The 26,652-nt window shown below is 70.0% G+C and carries 20 protein-coding genes and 1 pseudogene; 15 read left to right on the plus strand and 6 right to left on the minus strand.

The genetic code is table 11. The features are described 5' to 3' along the window. Nucleotides 1-148 precede the first annotated feature (148 nt). Nucleotides 149-1,093, plus strand: coding sequence for a patatin-like phospholipase family protein (locus tag G4D85_RS33210; protein ID WP_164018083.1), 945 nt, complete (start codon nt 149-151; stop codon nt 1,091-1,093). A gap of 642 nt (nt 1,094-1,735) precedes the next feature. On the opposite strand, the pseudogene G4D85_RS50860 reads toward G4D85_RS33210, so the two are convergent. From G4D85_RS50860 to G4D85_RS33225, 3 genes and pseudogenes are all read right to left on the minus strand, one after another. Then, nucleotides 1,736-1,894 (minus strand): annotated as a pseudogene (locus G4D85_RS50860) (helix-turn-helix domain-containing protein); the annotation flags it as partial. Nucleotides 1,895-2,313: 419 nt separating this feature from the next. Beyond that, entirely contained in the window at nt 2,314-3,108 is a 795-nt protein-coding gene (locus G4D85_RS33220) for an endonuclease/exonuclease/phosphatase family protein (RefSeq protein WP_240359644.1), read from the minus strand. 331 nt (nt 3,109-3,439) lie between these two features. After that, nucleotides 3,440-5,653 (minus strand): neutral/alkaline ceramidase, encoded by a 2,214-nt coding sequence (locus tag G4D85_RS33225; protein ID WP_164018084.1) that lies wholly within the window; start codon nt 5,651-5,653, stop codon nt 3,440-3,442. A 115-nt stretch (nt 5,654-5,768) separates the two neighbouring features. On the opposite strand from G4D85_RS33225, the gene G4D85_RS33230 reads away from it, so the two are divergent. After that, nucleotides 5,769-6,620, plus strand: coding sequence for a hypothetical protein (locus G4D85_RS33230; RefSeq protein ID WP_164018085.1), 852 nt, complete (start codon nt 5,769-5,771; stop codon nt 6,618-6,620). Between the two features lie 17 nt (nt 6,621-6,637). Here G4D85_RS33230 and G4D85_RS33235 read toward each other — a convergent pair whose 3' ends face one another. Then, complete coding sequence (locus tag G4D85_RS33235) at nt 6,638-7,288, minus strand: NADPH-dependent F420 reductase (protein WP_164018086.1); 651 nt, start codon at nt 7,286-7,288, stop codon at nt 6,638-6,640. A gap of 110 nt (nt 7,289-7,398) precedes the next feature. On the opposite strand from G4D85_RS33235, the gene G4D85_RS33240 reads away from it, so the two are divergent. Continuing rightward, nucleotides 7,399-8,340, plus strand: a complete 942-nt coding sequence (locus tag G4D85_RS33240) for a LysR family transcriptional regulator (protein WP_164018087.1) — start codon at nt 7,399-7,401, stop codon at nt 8,338-8,340. A 17-nt stretch (nt 8,341-8,357) separates the two neighbouring features. On the opposite strand, the gene G4D85_RS33245 is transcribed toward G4D85_RS33240, so the two are convergent. Next, on the minus strand, nt 8,358-9,092 hold the full coding sequence (locus G4D85_RS33245; RefSeq protein WP_205525830.1) for a VTT domain-containing protein: 735 nt from the start codon (nt 9,090-9,092) through the stop codon (nt 8,358-8,360). A 355-nt stretch (nt 9,093-9,447) separates the two neighbouring features. Here G4D85_RS33245 and G4D85_RS33250 point away from each other — a divergent pair, with 355 nt between their 5' ends. From G4D85_RS33250 to G4D85_RS33285, 8 genes are all read left to right on the plus strand, one after another. Further along, entirely contained in the window at nt 9,448-9,909 is a 462-nt protein-coding gene (locus G4D85_RS33250) for a general stress protein (protein ID WP_164018089.1), read from the plus strand. Nucleotides 9,910-9,947: 38 nt separating this feature from the next. Beyond that, entirely contained in the window at nt 9,948-10,286 is a 339-nt protein-coding gene (locus G4D85_RS33255) for a hypothetical protein (protein WP_164018090.1), read from the plus strand. A gap of 32 nt (nt 10,287-10,318) precedes the next feature. After that, entirely contained in the window at nt 10,319-11,536 is a 1,218-nt protein-coding gene (locus tag G4D85_RS33260; RefSeq protein ID WP_164018091.1) for a sodium:proton exchanger, read from the plus strand. Beyond that, complete coding sequence (locus G4D85_RS33265; RefSeq protein WP_164018092.1) at nt 11,533-12,831, plus strand: cation:proton antiporter; 1,299 nt, start codon at nt 11,533-11,535, stop codon at nt 12,829-12,831. Before G4D85_RS33260 ends, G4D85_RS33265 begins: the two co-directional genes overlap by 4 nt. A 53-nt stretch (nt 12,832-12,884) precedes the next feature. Continuing rightward, nucleotides 12,885-13,496: an L-threonylcarbamoyladenylate synthase gene (locus G4D85_RS33270; RefSeq protein WP_164018093.1), complete on the plus strand. Its 612-nt coding sequence runs from the start codon at nt 12,885-12,887 to the stop codon at nt 13,494-13,496. Between the two features lie 115 nt (nt 13,497-13,611). Then, nucleotides 13,612-14,499, plus strand: coding sequence for a hypothetical protein (locus tag G4D85_RS33275; RefSeq protein WP_420821738.1), 888 nt, complete (start codon nt 13,612-13,614; stop codon nt 14,497-14,499). Between the two features lie 15 nt (nt 14,500-14,514). Continuing rightward, nucleotides 14,515-15,444 (plus strand): site-specific tyrosine recombinase XerD, encoded by a 930-nt coding sequence (xerD, locus tag G4D85_RS33280; RefSeq protein WP_164018095.1) that lies wholly within the window; start codon nt 14,515-14,517, stop codon nt 15,442-15,444. A gap of 233 nt (nt 15,445-15,677) precedes the next feature. Beyond that, complete coding sequence (locus tag G4D85_RS33285; RefSeq protein WP_164018096.1) at nt 15,678-19,265, plus strand: VWD domain-containing protein; 3,588 nt, start codon at nt 15,678-15,680, stop codon at nt 19,263-19,265. A gap of 84 nt (nt 19,266-19,349) precedes the next feature. On the opposite strand, the gene G4D85_RS33290 is transcribed toward G4D85_RS33285, so the two are convergent. Beyond that, nucleotides 19,350-20,534: a DUF4388 domain-containing protein gene (locus G4D85_RS33290; RefSeq protein WP_164018097.1), complete on the minus strand. Its 1,185-nt coding sequence runs from the start codon at nt 20,532-20,534 to the stop codon at nt 19,350-19,352. A gap of 268 nt (nt 20,535-20,802) precedes the next feature. Here G4D85_RS33290 and trpS point away from each other — a divergent pair, with 268 nt between their 5' ends. From trpS to G4D85_RS33310, 4 genes are all read left to right on the plus strand, one after another. Further along, nucleotides 20,803-21,849 carry a tryptophan--tRNA ligase gene (gene trpS, locus G4D85_RS33295; protein WP_164018098.1) on the plus strand — a complete coding sequence of 349 codons (1,047 nt, stop codon included), beginning with the start codon at nt 20,803-20,805 and terminating at the stop codon, nt 21,847-21,849. A 164-nt stretch (nt 21,850-22,013) separates the two neighbouring features. Then, complete coding sequence (locus tag G4D85_RS33300; protein ID WP_164018099.1) at nt 22,014-22,883, plus strand: segregation and condensation protein A; 870 nt, start codon at nt 22,014-22,016, stop codon at nt 22,881-22,883. Next, nucleotides 22,870-23,856 (plus strand): SMC-Scp complex subunit ScpB, encoded by a 987-nt coding sequence (gene scpB / locus G4D85_RS33305; RefSeq protein ID WP_164018100.1) that lies wholly within the window; start codon nt 22,870-22,872, stop codon nt 23,854-23,856. Before G4D85_RS33300 ends, scpB begins: the two co-directional genes overlap by 14 nt. A 24-nt stretch (nt 23,857-23,880) precedes the next feature. Continuing rightward, nucleotides 23,881-26,598, plus strand: a complete 2,718-nt coding sequence (locus tag G4D85_RS33310; protein WP_164018101.1) for a pseudouridine synthase — start codon at nt 23,881-23,883, stop codon at nt 26,596-26,598. The last annotated feature ends 54 nt before the right edge of the window (nt 26,599-26,652 follow it).

The following is a 26,652-nucleotide window of genomic DNA, read 5'->3' on the forward strand; positions in this document are numbered from 1 at the left end:
AGTTCGTTCTGACTCCGGAGCATCGCATCACCGGACGCGAGGGAGGGAGCGATGGTTCGGGGTGGACACACGAAGGCGCCCGGAGGCAATTCCCGCGTCGCGCCCATGCACCTATCCCTGTCGTCCTTCTCTGAGGTGTGCCATGGCCATGACGGACCGTCCCGCAACGCTCGTGCTCTCCGGTGGTGGCGCCAAGGGTTCCTTCCAGGTGGGCGCGGAGCGCGTCCTGCGCGAGGTCCACGGCTTCCGTTGGGAGCGCGTCTTCGGTGTCTCCGTGGGAGCGCTCAACGCCTCGCTCCTGGCACAGCAGGCGTACCGGGAACTGAACGACATCTGGCTGAACATCCGCGAGGCCGACGTGTACCGGAAGTTCGCCTGGCCCGTCATCGCGCTCCGGCTGGGCCTGCTCCGCAAGCTCGGGCTGTATGACGGCACGCCGCTGCGGGACTTCATCCAGCGGAAGGTCGCTGGACGCCCGTTCGTCGTTCCCGCCCATGTGGGCCGGGTGTCCCTGGTGTCCGGCCAGTACGAGCTGGTGCCCAGCGACTCGAAGGACTTCCTGGAGGCCGTGTGGCACAGCGCCACCATGCCCATCATCTGGGAGCCCATCGGCCCCAACGCCATCGTCGACGGCGGGCTGCGCAACAACACCCCGCTGGGAGACGCGCTGGAGTTCGGACCGACGGAAATCGTGGTCATCGCCTGTGCCTCGCCGAAGCTGGAGGCGGCGAAGCCCCCGGTCAACCTCCTGGATGTGGTCAAGCGCGGGCTCGTCGACATCACCCTCAACGAAATCCTCCTCAACGACGTGGAGGCCTTCGTCCGCATCAACGACATCGTCCGGCAGGCGTACGACGAGGGCCTGACGTTGCGGAGGCCGGACGGCGTGCCCTACCGCTACTGCCGCATCACCGTCATCGAGCCGGCGAAGCCCCTGGGGGACACGCTCGACTTCTCGCCGGAGATGGTCCGCATGCGCATGCGGCATGGCGAGGAGATGGCCCGCTCCGCCATGCGGCCCACAGGTGTGGGCCCGGGCGAGGTCATGCCGCCGCAGGTGGGGCCCTTCGCGGTGCCCCCGCTCCACGCGTAGGCGCGCCTTCACCGCTGGGGAAGCGACGAGGGCGGGCGCTCCATCCCCCGGCGTCCCGGTGGAGGGCTCATTCAGCAGAGCAGGCGTGAGGGTTGCCGCGAGGCCACCGGGCGTTCCGGGTGAGGGCTCCTTCGCACCTGGAGAGGGCGTGCCAGGATCTCGGGGGCCAGAGTCTTCTGAGCGGACCAGGGCGCGCCAGAGCGCATTGATTGATGTGAGCACTTCCGCTTCGCCGACCTGCGCTCCCTGCCACGCCGCGCGCGCCAGTTCCAACAGCGTGCCCCACACCAGCCCCTCTCCCATCCGGGTGCAGCCCGGCGTCAGCACTCCCTCACGCTCGCCTTTCTCCAACACCTCGCGCACCAACGCGCGGGTGGCTCCTCCGTTCGACTGTGGCAGGAGGGCGCCCGGAATCCGGGGACCGGGGGCAGGGGTGGACCGCGGCCCATACTCATGCGCATGCCAGTGCAGGAAGGTGAAGCTGAAGAGGTCCGGGTGCCGTAGTGCCCACCCGGCCAATTCCCACCAGAAGGCGTAGAAGGCCCGGCCGAAGTCCACGCCCGGTTGCACATGCTTCATGAAGAAGGCGACGTCGGCCTGGTAGCTCAGCTCCCTCTCGGCGTAGTCGCGCACCGCCAGCGACAGGCCCTGCTTGCTGCCGTAGTGCCGGTACAGCGTGCCCACCGAGAAACGCATGGCCCGCGCCAACTCGCAGGCCTGCACGTTGTCGTACCCCCGCCGCGCCAGCAGCGCCGCCGCCGCGTACATGGCCTCGGCGTGCATCATCTCCAGAACCCACATCCCCCGTCCCCCTCGCGCCCCGGGTGGCTGCTGGCTGGAAGGAACAACTCCTTCCCCCTCCCGCCCCCGGGCGGCTGCCGGCCGGAATGAACGTTCCTTCCGCCAGCATCTGTCTACCGGGCGGGTCTGACATGGGGCGCAACTCGGCCGCCCCTGATTCAGGCACTGCGCGCGTAGACCCGGGACGTCACGCCAAATGCGCCGCGCGGGCGCCCTCCAGGGTCGTCACTTCCGAAGGACGCTGGAGGGACGGCGGGAGATACCCTCCAGGGCCCGGGCGACCACCGAGGGCTCCAGGTGCAGGCTTCGCGGCATTTGCATGTGGCGCGGATACGCGGAGGCCGCATGTGGGAAAGGGCGGTCTCGCCTGGGATGTTCTCCGGCACGCTGCGCTTCCACCAAAGGCCCGTGTCGCACCGTCAGGGCGCGAAGTCGAAGTGGGCCGCGACGGGGCAGTGGTCCGAGTCCCCCGCGTCCAGCACCCGTGCTCCGGACAGGTTGAGCCCTCGTCCCAGGATGTGGTCGATCTCCATGAACCTGAAGGCCAGCGCGGGTCGCGCGGGCCACGTCGGTCCGCAGCTCGCGTCCGGTCCGTCGCAGGCATGGGCGAAGCCCGCGGAGGCGAAGGACTTCATCGCGGCGTCCCCTCGCTCCTCATTCATGTCCCCGAGCAGCAGCAGCGGCATCTTCTCCTTCGCATAGCGGTCCACGAGCGCCCGGGCCTGCTTGTCTCGCAGGCTCGCGTTCTTCGGGAGGGACTCCAGCAGGCCGTCATCCTTGTGGTGCCTCGCGCCCGGTGCCATCAGATGGACGCAGACCACTTTGAGCCGACGCCCGTTCACGAGCACCTCCGCTTCCATGGCAGGCATGCGGTGCGGCCGCTGCCGGAAGACCTCCGTGCGCAGCAGCCGGTGCCGGGTGGCGATTCCCACGCCCCAGGTCCCAGTGCGAGGGACGAAGCGTCGCTGGCGGTACTCCTTGCCCAGTCGTCGCTCGAAGGCCCAGGCGAAGCGGGGCGTCAGCTCGCGCAGACAGAGGACATCTGGCTTCGCCGCTTCGATGACGTCCACGGACTTCTCCACGCCTTCGAATGAGGAGTCGTAGAGCACGTTGTACGTCATGGCCTTGAAGGGCGGCGGCCCCGATGCGGTCTGCCGGATCCCGCTCCCACAGGCGGCGAGGAACAGGAGCACCGCGATACGTTGGATGCGCATGGCCCGGACTGCCTGCAAGGTCAGGACCCGGAGGTGGCACGGCTTCGTTCATGAGTGGAGGCGCTGTGCCGAGGACTCCGGTCATGTACCGCCCTGCACGCTGATGAGTCCGCGAACCGTACGTGAGGGACGCGACGTGCTGGCGGCACGAGTCGTACATCGTCTCTTGCGTCCATGTGGCAGCAGTCCGTGGTCCTCGGGACGCGAGGTGTGGCCGGTGGAACGCGGTGCAAGCACGAGCCATGTTGAGCTTCGCCGCGCACCGACAGGGCCACTGCGTGGGAGCGATGGCTTGCGTGGCCGGGAGAGGTGGGCCGGCCAACGTATGCCGTCACCGCGTGGCGGCTGTTGCCGGCGCTGCGGGAGAGGGCTCTACCTCCGACACGGCCTGCGCGCGGGCGGCGCCGGGCGGGCAGCGGTCAGCGACGGACTCCGTGACGGAGAACTCACGCGACATGCCGCTGTAGGGGCGCGGAGCATCGTCCGGGCGCGGGCGCCAATCGCCATCATGGCGGATGCGGTACGTGCCCGGACGCGTGTCCTCGGGAATGTCCCACTCCACCGTCACCTGCGAGCACGCGCCGCGAGGAGGGCAGGGGTAGCTCTTCCAGCGGTACTTCGTCTCCCAGTCCCAGTCGTACGCCACCGGCACCCAGTTCCCGTCCTCCTGCCGGCGCTGCACCTCCAGATAGGAGCGCTGCGTGCGCAGGTCATTGCGCGGGTAGCCTCCCCAGAAGGTGACGCGCGCCGTGCCACAGCGCGGGTAGGTGCCCTCCACGTCCCGGCCGGAGACGACGGCGCCGAAGGTGATGTTGCCGAAGCGAGGATCTCCCCGTGGCACCTCGTCGTACGTATGGGACAGCCGGGTCTCCTTCACGAGGCCGCTGGGGGACTTCGGCTTCGGTCCCTTCGGCACCTCCGCTCCCGAGGCGAGCGCCTCCGCCAGCTTCGCCGTCTCCTGCTGCACCGCCGCGAGCTGCCACGGGCCGAAGTGGGTGGAGGCCCCTTCGTAGTCCTGCTTCGCGTACTCCTGGCGCGTCGTGAGGTAGCCCGAGTACGCGTTGGACAGCCCGGCGATGACGACATGCTCCACGCCCACCGGCGCCAGCCGCTCGCGCACCGTCTCGCGCAGCCGCCGGCCCGCCATGGTGGTCATCTCGAAGGGCACGGCCACCAGCACCAGGTTGCCCAGCCGCACCAGCTGCACCGGCAGCACGTTGGGGCTCATGATGGGGCACATGTCCCCGGGCTTCAGCACCACCGGCTTCTCCGCCTGACACGGGTCGTTGTCCACGCCGCAGAAGAAGCCCGCCAGCGGGTCGCCACAGCGCACGCCCTCTTTGCCCACGCCCCGGCCGTCCTCCGTGCCCGCGAGCATGGAGATGCCCAGCGCCGCCTTGCACGTCCGGCGCTCCTGACCGTCCGCCCACTCGGGCGCCACCTTCACATCGTCCATCTTCACGTACGTGTGCCGGTAGTCCACGCCACCCGTGAGCGGCCGCGCGCTCGCGGTGTCCTCGAAGAGGCGCCACGCGAGGTCGAACTGCCGGCGGCCGGCTTCGACGGTGGCGGAAAGGTCCCCCTCGCCCCGGCCCCCTCCACCGCCGTAGATGTTGGGCGTCACATCGCCCTCGTTGCTCTGGGCGAAGGCGGCCACGAAGGTCTTCGGCGAGCCGTAGTCCGTGTCCTGGCGCTTCTCGAAGAGATAGGACGCATAGCCCTTGTTGTCGCCGCTGATGAGCGTGTTGCGGTTGCTCATGGACGTGGCGTGCACCGCGAACCAGCTGAGCATCCCCACGGGGGACATCGGCCCCGGCTCCGGGGATGCGGAGGACTCCAGCCGCAGCAGCGTCATGGCCGTGTCCACGTCCCCCGAGTACCGCGCGCGCTCCTCCCGGGGGTTGAGGCCATACGCGCCCGCGGAGCGGTTGCCGCTCGCTCCGGGCAGTTCACCCGTCGCCAGGAGGATGCGCCCGGGGGCGACGTTGTCGTGGGCCCGGACGATGGACTGGAAGATGCCCTCCGCGATGGCGTCGAAGTTCTGCGGCACGAAGCCGATGATGGGGATGCCCAGGAAGGTGTGGTTGTAGAGCGCGTAGTGCGAGTAGCCGCCCGGCCCCGCGTGCGTGTGCGTGGCGCTCAGCAGCACGTTGTCGTCCGAGTACAGGTCCTCGCCGTAGCGCTCGCGGAGCTTCCGCACCACATCCAGCTTCACCGCCTGGAAGATCATCCCCAGGTCCGCGCTGACGAACACCGCCCGCCTGTCATTGCACGGCGAGGCGATGACGAAGGCGCGCGAGCGCAGCCGCAGGTGGATGCCCGAGGTGTTCTGTCCCGCCTTGACGTAGCCCATCATCATCACCTGCGCCGCCGGGCCGGTGACGTCGTAGACGCCCGTGCCCACCTGGAAGTCCGAGCGGCCGTCGCACCCCTGGGCCCGGAGCGCGAGGGCCTGGGGCTGGGGCTCCACCCGCTTCGGTGCACAGCCGCCCAGCGCCGCGAGCGCCAGCGCGAGCATCCACCCGCGTGAGGACAGGCATTGCATGGTGGTGGTTCCCCCTCGGTAGGATGGGGCGGCGTGCCCGCTCGTGGCGTGAGAGGTTAACCCACCGTGAAGTATTTCTCGCCCGGGTTCAGCGCAGCGCAGAGGAGCCAACACCATGAGTCAGGTTGCCACCCGGAGCCCTCCCGCCGCGCCACGCGAGGACGAGCCGCGGCAGCACGACTCCCTGGACGTCCCCCAGGTGGAGGGTAGCGGTCCGGTCTCCACCGGGGGGCCCGTCGCCTTCCGGGGCGAGCCCCTGTTGGATACCCTCACCGTGCTCGTCCAGGAGGTCCACACCGCGACGGACCTCAAGAAGCCCGGAATGGTGGGGGCCATCAACGCGCTGCTGGCACGGCTGCCCGCGGAGGTGGACGCTGGAGCAGCCTCGGCCGTGCTGCAGCGCCTGCTGGCGGCGGGGCGCCTGGAGGGACTGGCGGACGAGGAGGGGCAGTTTGCCAGCATCGCGGCCACGCAGACCCTGCTGGACCTGGGCTACCCGCATGCGCTCGAGGTGACGCCGGAGCAGCTGGAGGCCCTGCGCCGCTGGAGGCCAACGACGCCTCCCGTGCCATGGTTCAACATCTCCGTGACGCTGTTCTTCGCCTTCGTCGCGCAGATCTTCTTCGCCTCGTCCGGGCCCGACTACCATCCCATGATGGCGGAAGTGCTCGCCGGTGGGACGCGGCGGTTCGCGGAGCGCACCTGGCTGGAAGACTTTGTCCGGAGCACCTCGGCGCTGGTGACCGCGGGCCAGTTCTGGTCGAACTTCGCGGCCTTCATCCTGTCCGTGGCGGCGGGCTGGCACTACCGGGGGCGCCGGCTGGCCCGGCGCGTCTTCTTCGGCCTCGGCGTCCTGGGCCTGCTGGTGGGCAGCCTGCAGCTGACAGCGAGCGTGTGGCTGACGTGGACCACGTTCGCCTCGGCGGCGGGCTCGCTCGTCTCGGGCTGGTTGCTGAAGAGGCGGTGAGCCGGTGGGGCTCCGGCTCAGGCCCGGACGAGCTGCACGTTGAAGTGGGGGGTGCCGAGCGCCTGGTAGAGCCGGAGCCACAGGAACAGGTAGCTCTCCGTGCCACGCGACGTGGTGATGTCCCCCAGGTCGACGACGCGCTTCCAGCCGAACCCCTCCGTGAGGACCTGCGTCACCTGCTTCTTCGCGCCCGCGTCGTTGCCGGCGACGAAGATGTCCGTCGGCGCGGGCAGCAGGCCCGGGTTCACCATGACGTCGGCCGCGACGGTGTTGAGGCTCTTGACCACCTTCACGTCCGGGAAGGCGCGCTGGAGCTGCTCGCCCAGCGAGTCCGTGTTGCAGATGGACAGGGTGGGGGGAAAGCCCTTGGAGAAGTCGAGCGGGTTGGCCACGTCCACCAGCACCTTGCCCTTCAGGTGCTCCGCGCCCGCCAGCTTCAGCGCCTCCAGGGAGGCCGTGCCCGCGGTGCAGTTGAAGAGCAGCTCCCCGAAGGCCGCCGCGTCGGCGAAGGTGCCCTGCGAGGCCCTGGCGCCCGCCTTGCGCGTCCAGGCCACCGCCTTCTCGTGGTTCGCCGTGCGCGAGCCCATGCGCACCTCGTGGCCCAGCTCCACCAGCTTCGTGCCCAGCGTCTCGCCCACCACTCCGGTGCCCAGGATTGCGATTTTCATGAATGAGGTTCTCCGTGCTTCGGGGTTGGGCCAACCCTAACCGTCAACTCCACGCGCATCGAGCACGCGGGGGTTGAACCATCGTCAACTCCAGGTTGACAATGTGGGCCATGGATTTGTTCGCGGGTGTCATCCCCTTCGTCCACGTGGCCGAGGAGCGCAGCTTCCGGAAGGCGGCGGCGCGGCTCGGTGTCACCACGGCGGCGGTGAGCAAGGCGGTGCGCAGGCTGGAGGAGGACGTGGGCGCCAGGCTGTTGGAGCGCACGTCCCGGCAGGTGGCCCTCACGCCCGAGGGCGCGGAGTTCCTCGAGCGCGCCCGGGAGGCGGTGGCCCAGGTGCGCGCGGCCCGCGAGACGGTGGCCCAGGCCCAGCGCGCGCCCCGGGGCCCGCTCACCGTGTCGCTGTCGTACATCCTGGCCCCCGTGGTGCTGCCCCGCCTGGCGCGGCTGCAGTCCCGCTATCCGCAGCTGACGCTCCATGTCCGCATGGATGACCGCTTCAGCCGCATGGTGGACGAGCACATCGACGTGGCCCTGCGCGTGGGTGAATTGGAGGACTCCAGCCTCGTGGCGCGGCGGCTGCTCCACACGCGGTGGGTGACGCTGGCTTCGCCCGCGCACCTCGCCCGCCATGGCACCCCCGCGAGCCCGGCGGAGCTGTCACGCCACCCGTGCCTGAAGTTCGTGGACCCTCGCGGCCTGGCGCGGGACTGGGTGTTCCTGCGCGAGCCCGGCGGCGCTCCGGAGGCGGTGCGCACGCAGCTGGCCATGGACGTCAATCACGGCCCCGCGCTGCTGGACCTCGCCGCCGCCGGCGCCGGGCTGTGCCAGGTGCTGGACTTCATGCTCGACGCGCGCGCGCGGGACGGGCGGCTGGTGGAGGTGCTCGCCGAATACTCGGCGGAAGGCCCGCCCGTGCATGCGCTGTGCATCCCCGGCCGGCAGGCCGTGCCCCGGGTGCAGGCGCTGCTGCAGCTGCTGTCGGAGGAGCTGCGACCCGGGGGCCGCACGGAGTCGGGAACCTTTCAGCGGGTGGGTGCGTCCAACCGTTGAACAGTCGCGCCGGGTCGCTACCAGGTGGCGGGAACACCGCTGTCCTGCTTCGACGGCTCCGGCCGCACCCGCGCCACCGGCACCTTGTCCGGCGGCGTCCCCGACGCGTGGGCCGGCGCGTTCGGGTCTTCTTCGGGTGCGTCGTTGATCTCCTTGTAGAAGCGCCTGCCGATGAACACACCGAGCACCAGCGACACGCCCAGCCCCACCGCGGAGACGACGGTCATCACCGTGCGGCCCTGCGCCAGCCCACTGCCGAACTGCGCGGTGAGGAAGGTGCCGGGAATCGTGCCGATCATGATTCCGGCGAGGGAGGGCCACAGCCTCGCGCCACTCGCCGCCGCGGCCACCAGCATGACGTCCGTGGGGCACAGGGGGTTGATGCAGGCCAGCAGCGCGAAGAGGAAGTCATGGCGCTTCGCGGCTCGCACCAGCGCGGGGTACTTGCCGCCAGCCAGGCGCTTCATGGGCCGGGTGCCTACCTTTCGCGCCACCCCGAAGAGCAGGATGGCAGACAGGAAGCTGCCCGTTAGTGAATAGAGGGTCGCTGCGAGCGTCCCGAACATCATCCCGCCCACCGCGGTCAGCAGCTGACCGGGGAGCAGCGTCACCGGGCGGATCGTGAGAAAGGCAATGTACGCCAGGGGAGCCGCCTTCCCGAAAGGCTCCAGGACGGCGGCAATGTGTTGCTGGTCGATGAAGTCCGGTCCGAGGAACCGGAGCATCACCAGGCCTCCCACGGACACGAGCATCGGGGCCAGTACCCGGAGCCATGTCTTCGCCGACTGCGCCACGCCGTGCCTCCCCCTCGCGGCCCGATCGCCGGACGCGCCGTTGGCAGAAGGTAGGGGCCTATCGGGAATCGGCAATGTGCAGTGCGGTGTTTCAAACATAGGAGCGTCCTGGCGGACGTGCCGTCGCCCGGCACGAATGCTCGGCAGGCGCACCTCAACAGCCTGGAATCACTCAGGTTTTTGTGTGGTGTGTCAGGCGCGAACGGCTGGCGGTGTACGGAGCTTGCTTGCATCGGGGCGCTTCCGTCCCAAGGTTTCAGGCAAGGGGCACCGAGGCGAGGGACGGGTGGCAGTCACGAGAGGAGATGGCGATATGTCGGACAAGGACAACAAGGGCAGCATGACGGTGGCCGAAGCGGGCCGTAAGGGCGGCGAGACTGTCCGCAACGAGCGAGGCCGGGAGTTCTACGAGACCATCGGCCGCAAGGGCGGCGCGACGGTGAAGGCCGAGCGCGGTCGTTCCTTCTACGAGGAGATTGGCCGCAAGGGCGGCGAGACGGTGAAGGCCGAGCGCGGCGCGAAGTTCTACGAGGAGATCGGCAAGAAGGGCGGGGATCGCGTCAAGGCGACCCGCGGGCCGAACTTCTACGAGGAGATCGGCCGCAAGGGCGGGCAGAAGGTGAAGAAGCTCATCGAGGAGGGCAAGCGCGCGGCTCGCGCCGCGATGGTGGCCGCCGAGGGAGGCACGCCGGAAGGCACGGCTCCCGCGGCGCCCTCCGCTCCCGCGGCTCCTCCGGCTTCCGAGCCGGCCGGCCAGGGCCAGGGTAACGAGTAGCGTGGCGCCAGGGGCGCGGACCCGGTAAGACGGGCCGCGTGTACCTGGTCATCACGTTCCTCGAACAGTTGGAAGTCACCGAGCGGGCCATCCGTCGGCTCCGGGAGTTTGGCATCCCGGAGCCGTTGGTGGTGCGCGCCCGGAGCGCCGCGGCTGCGTTGTCCGCAGAGGTGCCCGTGTTCGCGGGACTTCGCAGCCTGGCGCTGGGCGCGGACGAGGACCGTGTCCTCCTGGTGAGCCTGTTGCCAGCGCTGCCCGCCGAGGAGCTGGAGCGGCTGGTGCAGCGAGTGCAACTGGAGATGGATGCGGACGACCCGCCCATGGGCCGGCTGGTCGCCCTGCCGGTGATCTCGGCGCCCACGCACCGCCGCTCGTGACGTGGGGGGGCGGAGCGGTGTAAGCACAGCTCGTGCAAGCGCTGCTCGTCCTCCTCTCCATCGCGGCGCTGTCGCTGCTTGCCTCCAGTCGCGCGCTGGATCCGGGACGCTTCCCGGCTCTGGCGAGGCTGGCGGCCAGCGGCTTCCTGTTCCTCATCTTCGGCGTGCTCATGGGGCCGTCGGTGGCGGGGCTGCTCTCCACACGCAACCTGGACGGCCTGCGCCCGGTGGTGGCGCTCTGCCTGGGTGCCTCGGGAGTCATCCTCGGCCTCAACCTGGAGCCCCGGCTGCTGAGGCTCCTGCCCCGGCCGGTGTACTCGGCCGCGCTGGCGCACGCCGGCACGGCCTTCCTCTTCGTGGCGGTGCCGCTGGTGGCGCCCATCCTCCTCACGTCCGGGCTGTCTCCCCAGGCGGCGGTGGGCGCGGCGGCGCTGCTGGGCGCGGCGGCGAGCCTGTCCTCCGGCCACTTCGCGGTGCTGGCGTACCGCTCGGGGCGGATGGACCGGGCGCGCGGGCTGGGCGTGGCGCTGCTGACCATGCTGGATGACGCGGTGGGCCTGGGCGTGCTGGCGCTGGCGCTGGTGCTGGGCGCGTCCACCCAGGTGGGCGAGGGCCTGGGGCTGGTGTGCCTGGCGCTGCTGCTGGGCGTCATGTGCGGCGCGCTGCTGGCCTTCCTCACGCACTCGCTGAAGGACCTGGCGGAGCTGACGACGGTGACGCTGGGCGGGGTGGCGCTGGTGGGCGGCGCGGCGGCGTACCTGCGCGTGTCCGCGCTGCTGGCGGGCGTGGCGTGCGGTGCCACGCTGGCGCTGGTGGGCGGGCGCACGGTGGAGCGGGTGGCGCGTGCGCTCGGGCGGGTGGAGCGGCCCGCCTTCCTGGTGCTGGTGTTCCTGGTGGGCTGCGGCGTGCATGCGCGGGACTGGGGCGCGTGGGCGCTGGTGCCGGGCTTCGTGGGGCTGCGCTTCCTGGGCAAGGTGCTGGGCGGGAAGCTGGCGCAGCGGCTGGTGGGGAGCGCGCTGGAGCTGCCCCCGAGGCTGGGCTACGCGCTGATTGCCCAGGGCGGCCTGGCGCTGTGCCTGGTGGCCGAGTACGGGATGCTGGTGCCCGGCGGGCTGTCCCAGCGGGTGCTGGACGTGGTGGTGGTGGGCGCGGTGCTGAACGAGCTGCTCGCCGGCCCGGCCTTCCGGCAGGTGCTGGGCCCCCCGCGCGCGGCCACGCCTGCTCGGCAAGACCTGGAGGTGGCGGCATGAAGGGCGCCGTCATCCGCCTGCTGCTGCTGATGGGGCTGCTGGCGGTCATCAGCCGGGCCCAGGTGCTGCGCGCGGACGCGGGCACGCCGGTGACGCTGGCGGCCGGGGCGCTGCTGTTGTGCGGCCTGTTCGCGGGCAAGGTGGCCAAGGGGCTGGGGCTGCCGCGGCTCACGGGCTACCTGCTGGTGGGCGTGGCGGTGGGCCCCTACGCGCTGGGCTTCATCCCCAACGCGGGCGTGAAGGGGCTGGAGCTGGTGAAGGGGCTGGCGGTGAGCCTCATCGCGCTGGTGGCGGGCACGGAGCTGCGGCTGGGGCTCATCCGCCGGGTGGGCGCGCGGGTGGCGATCTTGTGCGCGGGCGTGTGCGGGCTGACCTTCCTGGCGTGCTTCGGGGCGACGTTCGCCGTCAAGCCGCTGCTGCCCTTCATGGCGTCCATGACGGTGCCGCAGGCGCTGGCGGTCAGCGCGCTGGTGTCCACGGTGGTGGTGTCCTTCTCGCCCACCGTCACCATCGCCATCGTCCAGGAGACGAGCGCGCGCGGCACCTTCACCGAGTTCCTCATGGCGCTGGTCATCATCGGCGACCTGTTCGTCATGGTGGCCTTCGCGCTGGCGGCGGGCGTGACGAAGGCCAGCTTCGGCGGCGGGCTGGACGTCACCGGGCTGCTGGGCTCGGTGGGGTGGGAGCTGTTCGGCTCGGTGGCCGTGGGCTGCGTGCTGGCGATGGTGGTGCTCGTCTACATGCGCGGGGTGAAGCGGGAGCTGCCGCTGTTCCTGGTGGGCCTGTCCTTCGCGGCGGCCGAGGGCGGCGCGCGGCTGCACCTGTCCCCGCTGCTGGTGTCGCTGGCGGCCGGGGCGCTCATCGCCAACCTGGACGAGAAGGCGGGGGAGCGCATCCACCATGCGATTCAGCAGGCGGGCCTGCCGGTGTTCGCGCTGTTCTTCGCGGCGGCCGGGGCAGGGCTGAAGCTGGACGCGCTGGTGACGGTGGGGCCGGTGGCCATGCTGCTGGTGGCGCTGCGGGGCGTGGCCATCTGGTTCTCGTGCAAGCGCCTGGCGCCCGCGGACGACCCGCGCCTGAAGGAATACCTGTGGATGGGGCTCATCTCCCAGGCGGGCGTCACCTTCGGGCTGGCGGCGCTGGTGTCCCGGACGTTCCCCACCTTCGGGCCGCAGGTGGAGGTGCTGATTGTCGCCATGATTACCGCGCACGAGCTGGTGGGCCCGGTGCTCACGCGGCGGGCGCTGGCCGCCAGCGGGGAAGTCCGCGCGGACGAGGCGGCTGGAACGGCGTAGGCTGGTCCGCAGCTCACCGGGCACTCACGGGACGAGACAGGAGACACGGAGACATGGCCGCACCCATCCTCGAGGTGGACATGGAGCACCCGTCGCCGCGCCACGTGCAGCGCGCGGTGGAGGTGCTCGAGCGCGGCGGGCTGCTGGCCTACCCCACGGACACGTACTACGGCCTGGGGTGCGACCTCAGCTCCAAGAAGGGCATCGAGCGGCTGTACCAGCTCAAGGGCCGCGACAAGAAGAAGCCGCTGTCCTTCCTGTGCCCCGACTTGTCGGACGTGGCGAAGTACGCGCACGTGAGCAACTTCGCGTACCGGACCATGAAGGGGCTCACTCCCGGTGCGTTCACCTTCATCATGGAGGCGACGCGGCTGGTGCCTGATTTGATGATGTCCAAGCAGAAGCAGGTGGGCATCCGGGTGCCGGACGCTCCGTTGGTGCGCGAGCTGGCCCGGGCGCTGGGCCGCCCTCTGGTGACGACCTCGGCGACCAATACGGAGGGTGTGCCGCTCACCGACGCGAAGGACATCAAGACCGAGCTCGGACACGGGCTGGAGCTCATCCTTGACGGGGGCGTGACACTCAACGAACCCTCCACGGTGATTTCACTCATTGGCGATACGCTTGAAATCCTGAGGCAAGGCAAGGGTAGGCTAGGGGATTGAACTTGAAGGAAGGGGGGAAGCCTTGGCACAGGGGGGAACAGCGCCAGGACCCGTGGATGCACCTGAGCAGGTGCCCGGTCTGCTGAGATTGTTACTGTTGCTACTGTTCCGGCCAGTGGATCTCCACTACCGGCTGAGGACCGCGGGCATCCGCGCGCCGGGAGGCCGCATCGGCCAGCTCTGGCGTGAGCAGGCCGAGGGAGGCCGGGCCGCGGGCCTCTACGTGAAGCGCCTGTTGCTGCTGCTGGTGGTGGGCTCGCCGCTGATGACGGGGCTGGTGGGCCTGCTGCTTCAGCGCGCGGGGATTCCGCTGCACGGCGGGTGGTGGATGTCGGCGCTGTGCTGCTCGGCGGCGGGGCTGATGCTGGCCCTGGTGTCGGGGCTGGCGGCGGGCGTGCTGCTGGGGACGCTGGCGAGCCTGTCCATGCTGGTGGGGCTGCACGCCACGGCCGGGGGCGCCTTCGGGCCGCTCCTGGGAGGCGCGGCCGGCGTGGTGGTGGGGGTGTGCCTGGGCGTGGTGGCGGGGCTGGCGTCGGGGAGCATCGCCAGCATCACCGGAGGGCGCGGCCCATCCGTGGTGCGGGTGCAGGTGGCGGCCATCGTCACGAGCGTGGTGCCGATGCTGGTGTGGAGCGGCACGGCGAACATGTCCTTCGCGGGGGCGGTGGCGGCCAGCTCGCTGGTGGCCTTCCTGCTGAGCGCCTTCCGGCTGCCGCTGTACGCGGTGGAGGTGCTGGCCTCGGCGGTGGCGTACGCGGTGGAGAAGTGGACTGGCAAGCCCACGCTGACCTGGGTGCCGGTGCGCCACCACAACCTCAGCTACCTGCCGCACCCCTTCCTGGGACGGCACCTGGCGCTGGCGGTGCGCTCGCGGCCGGCGGAGGTGCTGGCGGTGGCGGATGCGTGCCTGCGCTCGCCGGGGAACATCCTGGTGGGGTGGCCATGGGTGGTGCAGGCGCTGGAGGCGGCCTCGGCGGACGGAGGCGCGGCGCCGCGGAGCTGAGGTACGGTGGCGGCCATGGAAGGGTTGCTCGACGCGTTCATCGCCTTCATCCGCGCGGAGCGCGGGCTGTCCGGCAAGACGGTGGACGCGTACGCCGCGGACCTCACCGTGTACTTCGAGGACCTGCGGGCGCGCGGCCTCGACGACGTGACACGGGCAAAGCAGGAGGACGTGTCCGCGCACCTGGTGGCGCTCGGGAAGCGAGGCGTGGGCAAGCGCAGCCAGGCGCGCCACCTCGCGGCCCTGCGCGGCTTCCACCGCTTCCTCGTCGCCGAGCGGATGGCGGACAAGGACCCGACGGAGGACCTGGACACGCCGCGCTCAGCGAAGAAGCTGCCCTCGTTCCTCACGCTGGAGGAGGTGGAGCAGCTGCTGGGCAGTCCGGACGAGCGCACGTCCACGGGCCTGCGCGACAAGGCGATGCTGGAGGTGCTGTACGCCACGGGCCTGCGCGTGAGCGAGCTGTGCGGGCTGGGGCTCAATGACATCCAGCTCACCGCGGGCTACCTCGTGGCCAAGGGCAAGGGCGCCAAGGAGCGCCTCGTCCCGCTGGGGAGCGTGGCGATAGAGAAGGTGCAGGCGTACCTGGGGCTGTCGCGGCCGGCGCTGCTGGGGAAGCGCCAGTCGAAGGCGCTGTTCGTGACGCCTCGGGGCGGAGGCTTCACGCGGCAGGGCTTCTGGAAGCTCATCAAGCGCTATGCGCTGAAGGCGGGCATCCTGAAGCCCATTTCACCGCACAAGCTGCGGCACTCGTTCGCCACGCACCTGGTGGAGCGCGGCGCGGATCTGCGCGCCGTGCAGCAGATGCTCGGCCACGCGGATCTAGCCACCACGCAAATCTACACCCACGTGAACAGCGCGCGCCTGAGGTCGGTCTACGACGAGTTCCACCCGCGCAGCGACGTGTTCGTCCCCAAGCCGAAGAAGCGCAAGACGGGGACGTAGGGAAGGGCGAGCGCGTCATTCCAGGGACGCGCTTGGACGCCCTGGCCGGGCCGCGCGGTGCGCCAGTGTTACCGCGAAAGTTACTGTCAGTGAAGTCCTGTAACCTATGGTGCTACAGCGGCTGCGTGTCGCGCCGTGTTTCCGCGCGGTTCGGTGCGGCCACTGATTTGCAGCATTTTCGCGCCTTCACCGCCTCACGCTCAGCAGATGTCCACACCCCCGGAGCTCACTGAATGAGACTCAAGAGACTCATCCCGTCTTCATTACAACCCAGTTGTCGATCAGGACTGGGCGCGCTGCTCGTCGCGTCCTCGCTGTTCGCGGTGACGGCGGAAGCCGCTGCCCTCAAGGTCGTGACCATGGGGCTCGGCTCGGGCACGGTCACCTCGTCCGTGGCGGGCATCAACTGCAGTGAAACCAGTAGTCCCAGTCCCGACTGTGAAGAGTCCTATGGCTCCATCTCCGTGACGCTCACCGCCACGCCCGCCGCGGGGTCCACCTTCGGAGGGTGGGACACCGACGTCGATGGGGACACCGCGTCCACCTCGGACTGCACGGGCATGGCGCTGACCTGCGTCCTGAACATGGCCACGGCGAAGTCCGTGAGACCGGTCTTCAATCTCTCGACCCCCATCCCGGCCCTCACGGCCGCGGACCCGACCGCCATCACGCCCACCGAAATCCAGACGTACCTGACGGCCAACCCCAGCGTCGACACCGTGGCCGAGTTCATCGCCGCGCTGCCGGCCCCGTTCAAGTACAGCCCCATCATGATGTCGCGCTCGGAGAGCCTGCAGACGGGCACCGCCGAGTTCCCGCGCATCCTGCTGTCGAGCATCAACGCGAAGTCCGTCTTCTCCATCGGGCCGGTCCTGCACTCCGCGTACCCGGGCTCGCATCCGGACGTCATCGAGTACATGCAGTGGGATGCACCCACGAAGAACTTCCGCTTCCACGAAATCATCCTGAAGCCCATCCCGCCGATGGGCGTCATCCCGGCGCGCACTCGCATGGTTGCGGTCGACGACCTGAAGTGCTCGAACTGCCACTCGACGCGGAACGTGGTCAACCAGTCGACCCTCCCGGGCACGGACGGCATGCCCGTGGGTATCATCAAGACGAAGAACAAGCCCAACTGGGACCCGTATGACAGCTGGGGCGGGATGGTTCCGTTCAACCGGGACCGGCTGTACAACGGCTCGCTGGACACGGCCGCGTACCGCAAGCTCTACAACCCCTGGACGTGGCGCAACAGCCACCCCATCCGCTCCCTGATCGAGCAATTGCGCCTGCAGCCCCCGAGTGCGCCCGTCGGCGACAAGATCACCCGCTTCCGCGGCGGTCCGGGCGACGGCACGCCCCGGCTTCCCTTCGACACGGTGTTTCCGGTGACGACCGAGCCCGTCCCCTCGACCGCCGGCTCGACGACGAGCTCGTACACGTTCAACAACGCCATCGCGGGCGCGCCCACCAGCGTCCCCACGGGTGGGGCCTACGTCATGCTGCACCACCACTCGCCCCTCACCTTTGACGAAGGGCGCGGCATCCAGTTGTTCGACCTCCTCGGAGGCCTCGATGGCACCCTCAACCAGCAACGCGTCGCGGATGAAATCGCGAGCCACCGCTGGGCGACCGGCAACGTGTTCATCGACCCCCGGCCGGTGGCCCTGGCCATCACGAAGGGCTGCCTCACCATCGGCGCGGGGGCGGTCACCAGCCCCTTCGGGGCCCTGACGTTCAATCAGGCCTTCTTCACGGCGCGCCACGGCGGCAACAACATCAACGCCGTCCGCACCGACACCGACACACGCACGAAGAGCGTGCCGCGCAGGAAGGTGGACATCGAGAAGTTCAACCTCGACCGGACCGGCGACCTGTACCTGGACTTCTTGAGCTCGCCGGTGAACGGCCTCGTCCAGCAGTACGGTGCCACGACCAGCTCGTTGACGGATACCTCTTTCCCCCGGCTGCGGCGCGAGGCGTTCCGCCGGCCCATCGACGCGGGCAGCGCCGACGCGACGTCCATGGGCGGCAAGCTGGTCGACCGTGAAATCTACAGCCAGAACACGACGCCGATGGCCCTGTACCGCTATCTCCTCGAGCCGCTCGGCATCTCCGTGGACAAGTGGTCCATGGGCGTGCGCGGCCGGTCGCGCACCTATGCCTTCGCCGACGTGTTCTCCGCGTACACGAGCACCCTCCAGGCTGCGCTCCAGGCCAACCTGACCTCCGACCCCATCCCCGGCCTCTCGTCGCCCTTCGCCTGCAGCGCCCTGATTCCGTTCGTGAACGCCACGCTGGCGTCGCTGCCCCCGGCGAACGCCGTGCCGACGTACACGGACGTGCAGCGCATCTTCAACAAGAGCTGCATCGAGTGCCACGGTGGGCTCAACTACCCGCCGTACTCGAACTACGGGACGGGCCTGAACCTCGCCGAGGACCAGTCCGGTCCCTTCGTGAATCCGCTCACGGCGTCGCACGGCGCTGCCCTGGCCCGGGCCGCCAGCCTGGCGGGACCGCTGTACTCCCGCATCACCACCGTGTCGGAAGGTTGCCCGGGCGGCATGATGCCGTGTGGCGGGCCCCCGCTGAGCCAGGCGGACATCGACACGATTCGCCGCTGGATCGTGGGTGGCAATCCCTCCACGTGGGGTGACCCGCACCTCACGACCATCGACGGCGTGCGCTACGACTTCCAGAGCGCTGGAGAGTTCGTGCTGCTCCGCGATCCGACCATGGAGATCCAGGCGCGGCACATGCCCGTCCAGACGGAAGGGCCCGTGGGGCCGGACGCGCACACCGGGCTGACCTCGTGCGTGAGCATCATGACGGCGGTGGCGGTGCGCGTCGGTCCGAACCGAATCACCTACCACCTGAATCCCCAGTGGCGAGAGGGTCTGGAGCTGCGCGTCAATGGCAATCCCGTGCAGCTCGGCACGGAGCTCCTGCTGGCCGGCGGTGGGCGCATCGTCCGGACGCCCTCCCAGGGTGGTATCCAGATCGAGGGACCCGGTGGGACGCGCATCATCATCACCGTCGATTGGTGGGCGCACTATTCGGTCTATTACATGAACGTCAGCGTGCAGCAGGCGCGCGCCACCGAGGGCATCCTCGGTCCCATCGCCGTGGGGAACTGGCTGCCGACGCTGTCGGATGGGACGCAGCTGGGGCCTCGCCCCACGGACCCGTACCAGCGCTACATCCAGCTGTACGAGAAGTTCGAGGACTCCTGGCGGGTGACGAACGCCACGTCGCTGTTCGACTACCTGCCCGGGTACTCCACCGCGTCGTACACGGTCAAGGAATGGCCGGAGTACAAGGCGGACGAGTGCAAGGTCAACAAGGCGCCCCCCGGGGTTCCGGTCGTGCAGGCGCTGCCGTCGATTCCGATGGAGCAGGCCTTCGAGATCTGCCGGTCCGTCGTGAACGCAGACCGGCGCATGCAGTGCGCGCAGGACGTGGCGGGGACGGGCGACCCGATCTTCGCGCACACGTTCGTGGAGTCCGAGAAGATCGAAGCCAACAACGCGCCCGGCATTCTGGGGCTGATTTTCCCGAGGGACATGGCCATCGCCTCCGCGACGATGACCTTCCAGTGGGAGGGCACCTTCGACAAGGACCAGGACACCGTCCTCTACCGGCACTGCGTCTGGAGCGTGGACACCCACTTCACCTTCCAGTCGTGCGACAAGCCGACGCGCGAGCTCGCCCGGACGGTGTCGCTGGAGCCCGGCAAGGACTTCCTCTGGAAGGTCCTCGCCGAGGACGGGAAGGGTGCCAGCACCGAGAGCGTGACGTGGCGTGTGACGGCGAAGCAGTAGCCGCCATCGCTGTCGCCTGAATGAGGAAGGGCCACCTCCGCGCACGCGGGGGTGGCCCTTTCCGTTTCACCCGTCAGGCGGGGCTCAGGTCCCCACGCCCACCGTCGGAATCCCGAAGGGGTCCGTGCTCGCGCGGCGGGGTGAGGCGGCCCGCTCGCTGCCGGGCAGGGGGGCCACGTGGATGAGCCCGGACGCCATCAGCCGGTGCACCGAGCGCGACGCGGCCAGCTCGCCCATGGCCGCCGTGCGCAGCGCCTGCCGGATGCTCCGGCTGCCCCGCAGCTTCGAGTACAGGTACAGGTCATCCGCCGTCAGGTCCGGCGGGGTGGGGCGGGGAATCGGCTCGAAGACGAGTCGCCCGTCCAGCGCGAACAGCTCGTCGCTGAGCGCCAGCGTCAGCCGCACCTCCGCCTCGCGGTACAGCGCGTGGGCCTCCGGCACCGGGCCGCGCTCCAGCACCTGCGCCGCCAGGGCCACCGCGTGGTCGTACTTCCCCGTCTCCAGGAAGCGCTTCACCAGGTTCAGCAGCTCCGCCAATTCCGCGGCCTCGCCCAGCCGGGGGCCCTTGGGCCGCTGCGGCGCCAGCGCCCCGCGCCGGTAAAGGTGCAGCACCCAGCGCGCGGCGAACAGCGGCCCCTCCTTCGCGTTCGCCAGCATCTCCGCCAGCGTGGCCCCGCTCGACGCGAGGTCCAGCTGCACGTCCTCCTCCTCGGAGAACGTCTCCACCGCGAACTCGCGGAACACGCGGAACGTCACGTCCTGCCGGGGGAAGATGTCCCGGAACACCGCCCACTCGCGCAGCCGTGACACCGCGTCCCGGTGCAGCGTGGACAGGGGCAGCTTCAGTCCCACCGCCCGCCCGAAGGACGGCAGCCCGGGGGTGAACTCCACCTCGCCCGACTCCCAGGCGTAGCAGTCGAAGAGGGCCTCGCGGGCCTTGTGCTCCAGGGCCTCGATGAGCCGGGGCAGCTCCACGAAGCAGCGCTGCACCAGGAAGGTGCCGTAGGGGATGCCCGCGCCCTCTGCCGCCTCGAAGGCCGCCGCGGCCCGGGGCGCGTCGAGGATGCGCAGATTCACCAGCACCTGCGCCAGGTGCTCGCGCGGGTCATTCGAGCTCTCGCCCACCAGGCAGCCGTCCTTCACCTGGAAGCACCGCCGCACCGCCCCTCGCTCCACCCGCAGCGTGCCCTCCACTCCGGGCGCGGTGAAGAGCGGCGGCATCACCATCTGCAGGCGATAGCTGGCGAGACTTCCGTTGAATGACTCCATTGAGGTGCGTCCTCCCGAGGTGCTTCACGAGGTGGGCTGCGCGTGCTCGCAGGTGGTGCCGCCAGGGTAGCGTCTTACCCGCCCCCTGTTCAACCGCAAGTGCCCGGATTTCCTTGGGATTTCCTGGCTCGTCGCAAATTTTCAGGGAGAGAGGGTGCGGGTTTCCACCAGTCGACGGAAGCGCCGCAGCCTCAACGGAAGGTTGCAGGGGCGCGGCGGGTGTGCGAACCAGCCGCGTCCACCACCCGTCACTCGAGTCGGAACCGACATGCGGATTCTCTCAGGCGTCCAGTCGTCCGGAAAGCTGCACATCGGCAACTACTACGGTGCGCTCCGCCAGTTCGTGCAGCTGCAGGACGAGGGCGAGTCGTACTACTTCATCGCCAACTACCACTCGCTCACCAGCCTGCGGGATCCGAAGGTCTCGCTGGAGATGACGCGCGACGCGGCCGTGGCCTACCTGGCGCTGGGGTTGGATCCGAAGAAGGCCATCCTCTTCCGGCAGAGCGACGTGCGCGAGGTGCTGGAGCTGTACTGGATTCTCGGCACCGTGACGCCGCTGGCGAACCTGGAGCGCGCCACCAGCTACAAGGACAAGATCGCCAAGGGCATCAGCCCGGACTTCGGCCTCTTCGCCTACCCGGTGCTGATGGCGGCCGACATCCTCCTCTACAGCGCGGACATCGTCCCGGTGGGGAAGGACCAGGTGCAGCACATTGAATTCGCGCGCGACTGGGCGGTGAAGTTCAACGCGCAGTATGTGCCCGGCTACGACCCGGCGGACCCGGAGGGCAAGGAGCGGGGCCACACGCCCGGCATCATCAAGCTGCCCGCCGCGCGCCTCCAGGAGTCCACCGCCGTGGTGCCCGGCATCGACGGACAGAAGATGTCCAAGTCCTACGGGAACACCATCGACCTGTTCGGGGACGAGAAGGAAATCAAGAAGCGCATCATGTCCATCAAGACGGACTCCACCCCCGTCGATGCGCCCAAGCCGGTGCCCCAGCAGCCGCCCTCGACGCCCGGGCTGGTCAGCGACGCTCCGCTCTATGACCTGCTCAAGCTGATGCTCCCCGAGGCCGAGTTCCGCGACGTGGACGCCAGCTGGAAGGCGGGAGGGAAGGGCTACGGCGAGTACAAGAAGAAGCTGCTGGAGGCCTACCATGCGACCTTCGGCCCGGCCCGCCAGCGGTACGCCGAGCTGGTAGCCGACCCGGCCGGGGTGGAGAGCATCCTCCAGGACGGCGCCAACCGCGCCCGCCAGGAAGCCACCCGGCTGATGGAGCAGGTCCGCCGCGCGGTGGGCATCCCCTGAGGTGGAGTGACTGAACGGGCTTTCACTGCCGATTGTTTGACCCTCCTGGGGGGCACTGCTAAGGAGGTGTGTCCCCCCGACTCGCGCCCCAGGCCAAGCAAAGTCGGGCCTTTACGCGATGACGAGCCGTTTCCCACACCTTCGAGGGCAGCCAAGGACATCCGGTGAGTGAGGAACGGCACGCACCGGCCGACGAGGCCCTACGTGAGGGGGAGCTGCCCCGTACCCCGGGCGACTCCTTCCGCGTTGCGCTGCCCAATTTCGAGGGGCCGCTCGACCTGTTGCTCCACCTCATCAAGGAGCACCGGGTCGACATCTTCGACATCCCCCTGGCGCTGATCACCGAGAAGTACCTTCAGCACCTGGAGCGGATGCGGGAGATCAACCTGGACATCGCCGGGGAGTTCCTGGTGATGGCCTCCACGCTGGCCCACCTGAAGTCCCGCATGCTGCTGCCCCGGCAGGACGCCGCGGCGGTGCAGGAGGGCGCGGAGGCGCTGGCGGCGGCCGAGGAGGCGGAAGACCCGCGCGCGGAGCTGGTGCGGCGGCTGCTCGAGTACCAGAAGTACAAGGACTCGGCGGAGCAGCTCGCGACGCAGGACCTGCTCGGCCGTGACGTCTTCACCCGCAACGTGCCGGTGGAGGCGGTGCCCATCCCCGAGGAGGAGGTGGGGCTCCAGGAGTTCAGCGTCCTCAAGCTGGTGGAGGCCCTGGACCGGGTGCTGGAGCGCCTGCAGCCCAAGCTGCAGCACGAGGTGGTGCGCGAGCGGGTGACGCTGTCCGAGGCCATCCTCCGAATCGTCGAGCGCCTGCGGCCGCATGGACAGGTCCTCTTCGACAGCCTGTTCACCGAGCAGGACACGCCCACGCGCCAGGAGATCGTCATCACCTTCCTGGCCATCCTCGAAATGGTGAAACGGCGGCTCATCCGGGTGGTACAGGAGGAGGCGATGGGGCCCATCCTGCTCCTTCCCAACGGGGATGCCCTGGAGAAGCTGGCCCCCACGGAGGTCGACGAAAGTGACTATCGGTAGCAACGGCCCCGAGGACGAGACTCCTGCCCCTGGCACGCCCGGCGGCCCCGGCCCGTTCTCCGAGGACGAGATTGCCTCCGTCACCGGCCCCGGCGATGCGGACGAGCTGGACGAGGTGGAAGCCGCCGCGATTGAAGAGGACTCGGACGACGACGTCACTCCCGATTTGGAGACGTCCTTCGAGAAGCTCATCTCGAAGAGCCGGAAGCTGTCTCCGGACCGCATCCGCACCGTCATCGAGAGCGTGCTCTTCGTCGCGGAGCGGCCACTGTCGGTGGAAGAGCTGTACATGGCGACGGGCATCGACCGGGAGCTCATCGCCGAGGCCATCAACCAGCTGTCCGGCATCCACCGCGACGGCATCAGCGGCATCGTGCTGCACGAGGTGGCGGGCGGGTGGCAGTTCCGGACGGACCCGCACTCGGGTGAGTACGTGCGGCGCTACCTGCGGGTGAAGCCGCAGCGGCTGACGCGCGCGGCGGTGGAGACGCTGGCCATCATCGCGTACCGGCAGCCGGTGACCCGGCCGGAGATTGAAGACATCCGCGGCGTGGACTGCGGCGCGGTCCTCAAGGCACTGATGGACCGCAAGCTGGTGAAGATCCTGGGCAAGCGCGAAGAGGTGGGGCGTCCCATCCTCTACGGCACCTCGCGCGAGTTCCTGGAGTTCTTCGCCCTGAAGGACCTCTCGGCCCTGCCGACGCTTCGTGAGTTCCACGAGCTGACGCAGGAGCACCGGGAAATCGTAGAGAAGGAGACGCAGCCGGCGCCGGCTGCGGCGGGGACCGTGGACACCCTGGCGGACCCGGGTTTTACGAAGCGGATGGAGAAGAGCGCGGCGGCAAGCGAGGCCGCGCTAGAGGAGCTGGAGCAGGCCATGGAGGCCGCTGACCGGACACAGAAGGTCAGCTCCAGCGTCCTGGACACGCCCCCGAAGCCCGTGATGGGCGAAGAGGGGCCCAAGCCCGAGTGACGGGCATGACGGAAGAAGGCAAGGATGGCTGCCGAAAGATTGCAGAAGTATCTGGCCCGCGCGGGAGTGGCTTCGCGCCGGCACGCAGAAGAGCTCATCACCGCAGGCCGTGTGACGGTGAACAACGAGACGGTGACGGAGCTGGGCAGCCGGGTAGAGCCGGGAACGGACCTGGTCGCGGTGGACGGGACGCTGGTGACGCCGCCGGACACGTCCTCCTACTACCTGCTCTACAAGCCGATTGGCGTCGTGACGACGCTGTCGGATCCGCAGGGCCGGCCCACGGTGGGCAACTACGTGGAAGAGACGGGCAAGCGCCTGTTCCCCGTGGGACGGCTGGACTACGACGCCGAGGGCGCGCTGCTGTTCACGGATGATGGGGCGCTGGCGCACAAGCTGACGCACCCCAGCTTCCAGGTGCCGCGCATGTACCTGGCGAAGGTGAAGGGCGTCCCGGATGCGGCCACGCTGGACAAGCTGCGCGGCGGTGTGCGGCTGGAGGACGGCATGGCCACGCCGCTGTCCGTGGACGTGTTCGAGGCGGCCGAGCGGAACACGTGGCTGAAGATTGTCGTGGCGGAAGGGCGGCCGCACCTCATCAAGCGCCTGTGCGCGGCGGTGGGCCACCCGGTGGTGCGCCTGTTCCGGCCGGCCTACGCGGGCATCGGCGTGGAGGGAATGCGGCCGGGTGAGCTGCGCGCGCTGAAGAAGTCCGAGGTGGAGCAGCTGGGCGCGGTGTCCGAGGGACGCGCGCAGCCCGCGGCGGTGGAGCTGAAGCTGCCTCCGCGCCGGCATGGCCGCGCGGCTCCGGGCTTCGACGGGGACGAGGACGAGCTGTCGATGGACGATGAGGCGCCCGCGCCTCGCAAGGCGTCGAAGACCATGGTGGTCGCGGCCAAGGCCGCTCGCGCGATGGATTCGCGTCCCGAGAAGCGCGAGCGGAAGCCCGCTGCCGAGGGTGGCACGGGCAAGGCCCGCGTCGGCCGCACTGGCAGTGGGGACGAGGCGCGTCCTCCGCGCAAGGCGTGGGGCGGTGGCGACGCGGACGGTGCTCCTCGGGGCCGTGCCGCTGGCGCCGGTCGTCCGGTGCGCAAGGAGTGGGGCGCCGGTGGCGAAGACAAGCCGCGTCGCAGTTTCGGTGCGGGTGGCGAGGACAAGCCTCGTGGCCGCAGCTTCGGTGCGGGTCGCCCGGAGCGTAGCGCTGGCGGTGAGGACAAGCCGCGTCGCAGCTTCGGTGCGGGTGGCGAGGACAAGCCTCGTGGCCGCAGCTTCGGTGCGGGTCGCCCGGAGCGTAGCGCTGGCGGTGAGGACAAGCCGCGTGGCCGCTTCGGTGCGGGTGGCGAGGACAAGCCGCGTCGCAGTTTCGGTGCGAGTGGTGAGGACAAGCCGCGTGGCCGCTTCGGCGCTGGCGGCGAGGACAAGCCTCGTGGCCGCAGCTTCGGTGCGGGTGGCGAGGACAAGCCGCGTGGCCGCTTCGGCGCCGGTGGTGACGACAAGCCTCGTGGCCGTAGCTTTGGCGCCGGTGGCGAGGACAAGCCGCGTGGTCGCTTCGGCGCGGGTGGTGACGACAAGCCGCGTGGCCGTAGCTTCGGTGCCGGTGGTGACGACAAGCCGCGTGGCCGCAGCTTCGGCGCGGGTGGTGACGACAAGCCGCGTGGCCGTAGCTTCGGTGCGGGTCGTCCGGAGCGTAGCGCTGGCGGTGAGGACAAGCCGCGTGGCCGTAGCTCCGGCGCGGGTGGCGAGGACACGTCGCGTGGCCGTGGCTACGCCTCGGTGGAGCGTGGCGCTGCTGCAAGCCGTCCGGTGCGCAAGACGTGGGGCGCCGGTGGCGATGAGGGCGCGGCACCTCGGGGCGAGGGCCGTCCGGTGCGCAAGACGTGGGGCGCCGGTGGCGACGAGGGCGCAGCGCCCCGGAGCCGTGGCGCCGGTGGTGAGGACCGGCCGCGGGCCCGTAGCTTCGGTGCCGGTGCCGCCGGTCGTCCGGAGGGTGGCGCGGGTGGCGAGTCCCGGCCGCGTGCGCGTGGATATGGCGTCGGCGGGGCGGGTCGCCCCGAGCGTCGCGAGTCCGGCGCTGGCGCTGGCCGTCCGGAGCGGAGCGAAGGCCGCCCCGCGCGCAAGACCTGGGGTGGCGGTGACGAGGGCGGTGCCCCTCGCGGTGCCCGTCCCGAGCGTCGTGAATTCAGCCCCCGGGCTGGCGCTGCTGGCGGCCCCCGTGGCGCCGGGCGTCCCGAGCGTCGCGAGTTCAGCCCCCGGGCTGGCGCTTCAGGCGGCCCCCGTGGCGCCGGGCGTCCCGAGCGTCGCGAGTTCAGCCCCCGGGGTGGTGCTTCAGGCGGCCCCCGGGGTGCCGGGCGTCCCGAGCGTCGCGAGTTCAGCCCCCGGGGTGGAGCCTCGGGCGGGCCGCGTGGCGCGGGCCGTCCGGAGCGCCGGGAGTTCTCGCCGCGAGGCGCCGAGGGTGGTGCACCTCGGGGTCGCGGTGGCCCGGGTCGCCCCGGATTCGGCGCGGGTGCTCGGGGGGCAGGCAGCCGTCCCGAGCGCAAGGAGTGGAGCCCGACCGACGCGCGCGGCAACCCCAGTGAGCGGGTCGTCCGGGCAGGCGCTCGCCGTGGCCCCTCCGACGAGAGGGGCGAGGGCGGGAAGTCCGGGGGATTCAAGGAGCGGGGCGCGTCGCCTCGCTTCTCCAGTGGGGGACCTCGAGGGGGAGCAGGCCGGCCCCCTCCGCGGGGTCCCCGCCGTCCCCGCTGAAGTCACACCCGTTGGATTGGGCGGGCGGAGGGGCTCGTTGATATAACCGGCAGC

Source organism: Pyxidicoccus trucidator (genome assembly GCF_010894435.1).
GTDB classification, from domain to species: Bacteria; Myxococcota; Myxococcia; order Myxococcales; family Myxococcaceae; genus Myxococcus; species Myxococcus trucidator.

What these genes read in the sequence shown, in the direction of transcription:
- G4D85_RS33210 (WP_164018083.1), top strand. Translation starts at nt 149, where the DNA reads ATGACGGACCGTCCCGCAACGCTCGTGCTCTCCGGTGGTGGCGCCAAG.
- G4D85_RS33220 (WP_240359644.1), bottom strand. Translation starts at nt 3,108, where the DNA reads ATGCGCATCCAACGTATCGCGGTGCTCCTGTTCCTCGCCGCCTGTGGG.
- G4D85_RS33225 (WP_164018084.1), bottom strand. Translation starts at nt 5,653, where the DNA reads ATGCAATGCCTGTCCTCACGCGGGTGGATGCTCGCGCTGGCGCTCGCG.
- G4D85_RS33230 (WP_164018085.1), top strand. Translation starts at nt 5,769, where the DNA reads ATGAGTCAGGTTGCCACCCGGAGCCCTCCCGCCGCGCCACGCGAGGAC.
- G4D85_RS33235 (WP_164018086.1), bottom strand. Translation starts at nt 7,288, where the DNA reads ATGAAAATCGCAATCCTGGGCACCGGAGTGGTGGGCGAGACGCTGGGC.
- G4D85_RS33240 (WP_164018087.1), top strand. Translation starts at nt 7,399, where the DNA reads ATGGATTTGTTCGCGGGTGTCATCCCCTTCGTCCACGTGGCCGAGGAG.
- G4D85_RS33245 (WP_205525830.1), bottom strand. Translation starts at nt 9,092, where the DNA reads ATGCTCGTGTCCGTGGGAGGCCTGGTGATGCTCCGGTTCCTCGGACCG.
- G4D85_RS33250 (WP_164018089.1), top strand. Translation starts at nt 9,448, where the DNA reads ATGTCGGACAAGGACAACAAGGGCAGCATGACGGTGGCCGAAGCGGGC.
- G4D85_RS33265 (WP_164018092.1), top strand. Translation starts at nt 11,533, where the DNA reads ATGAAGGGCGCCGTCATCCGCCTGCTGCTGCTGATGGGGCTGCTGGCG.
- G4D85_RS33270 (WP_164018093.1), top strand. Translation starts at nt 12,885, where the DNA reads ATGGCCGCACCCATCCTCGAGGTGGACATGGAGCACCCGTCGCCGCGC.
- xerD (WP_164018095.1), top strand. Translation starts at nt 14,515, where the DNA reads ATGGAAGGGTTGCTCGACGCGTTCATCGCCTTCATCCGCGCGGAGCGC.
- G4D85_RS33285 (WP_164018096.1), top strand. Translation starts at nt 15,678, where the DNA reads ATGAGACTCAAGAGACTCATCCCGTCTTCATTACAACCCAGTTGTCGA.
- G4D85_RS33290 (WP_164018097.1), bottom strand. Translation starts at nt 20,534, where the DNA reads ATGGAGTCATTCAACGGAAGTCTCGCCAGCTATCGCCTGCAGATGGTG.
- trpS (WP_164018098.1), top strand. Translation starts at nt 20,803, where the DNA reads ATGCGGATTCTCTCAGGCGTCCAGTCGTCCGGAAAGCTGCACATCGGC.
- G4D85_RS33310 (WP_164018101.1), top strand. Translation starts at nt 23,881, where the DNA reads ATGGCTGCCGAAAGATTGCAGAAGTATCTGGCCCGCGCGGGAGTGGCT.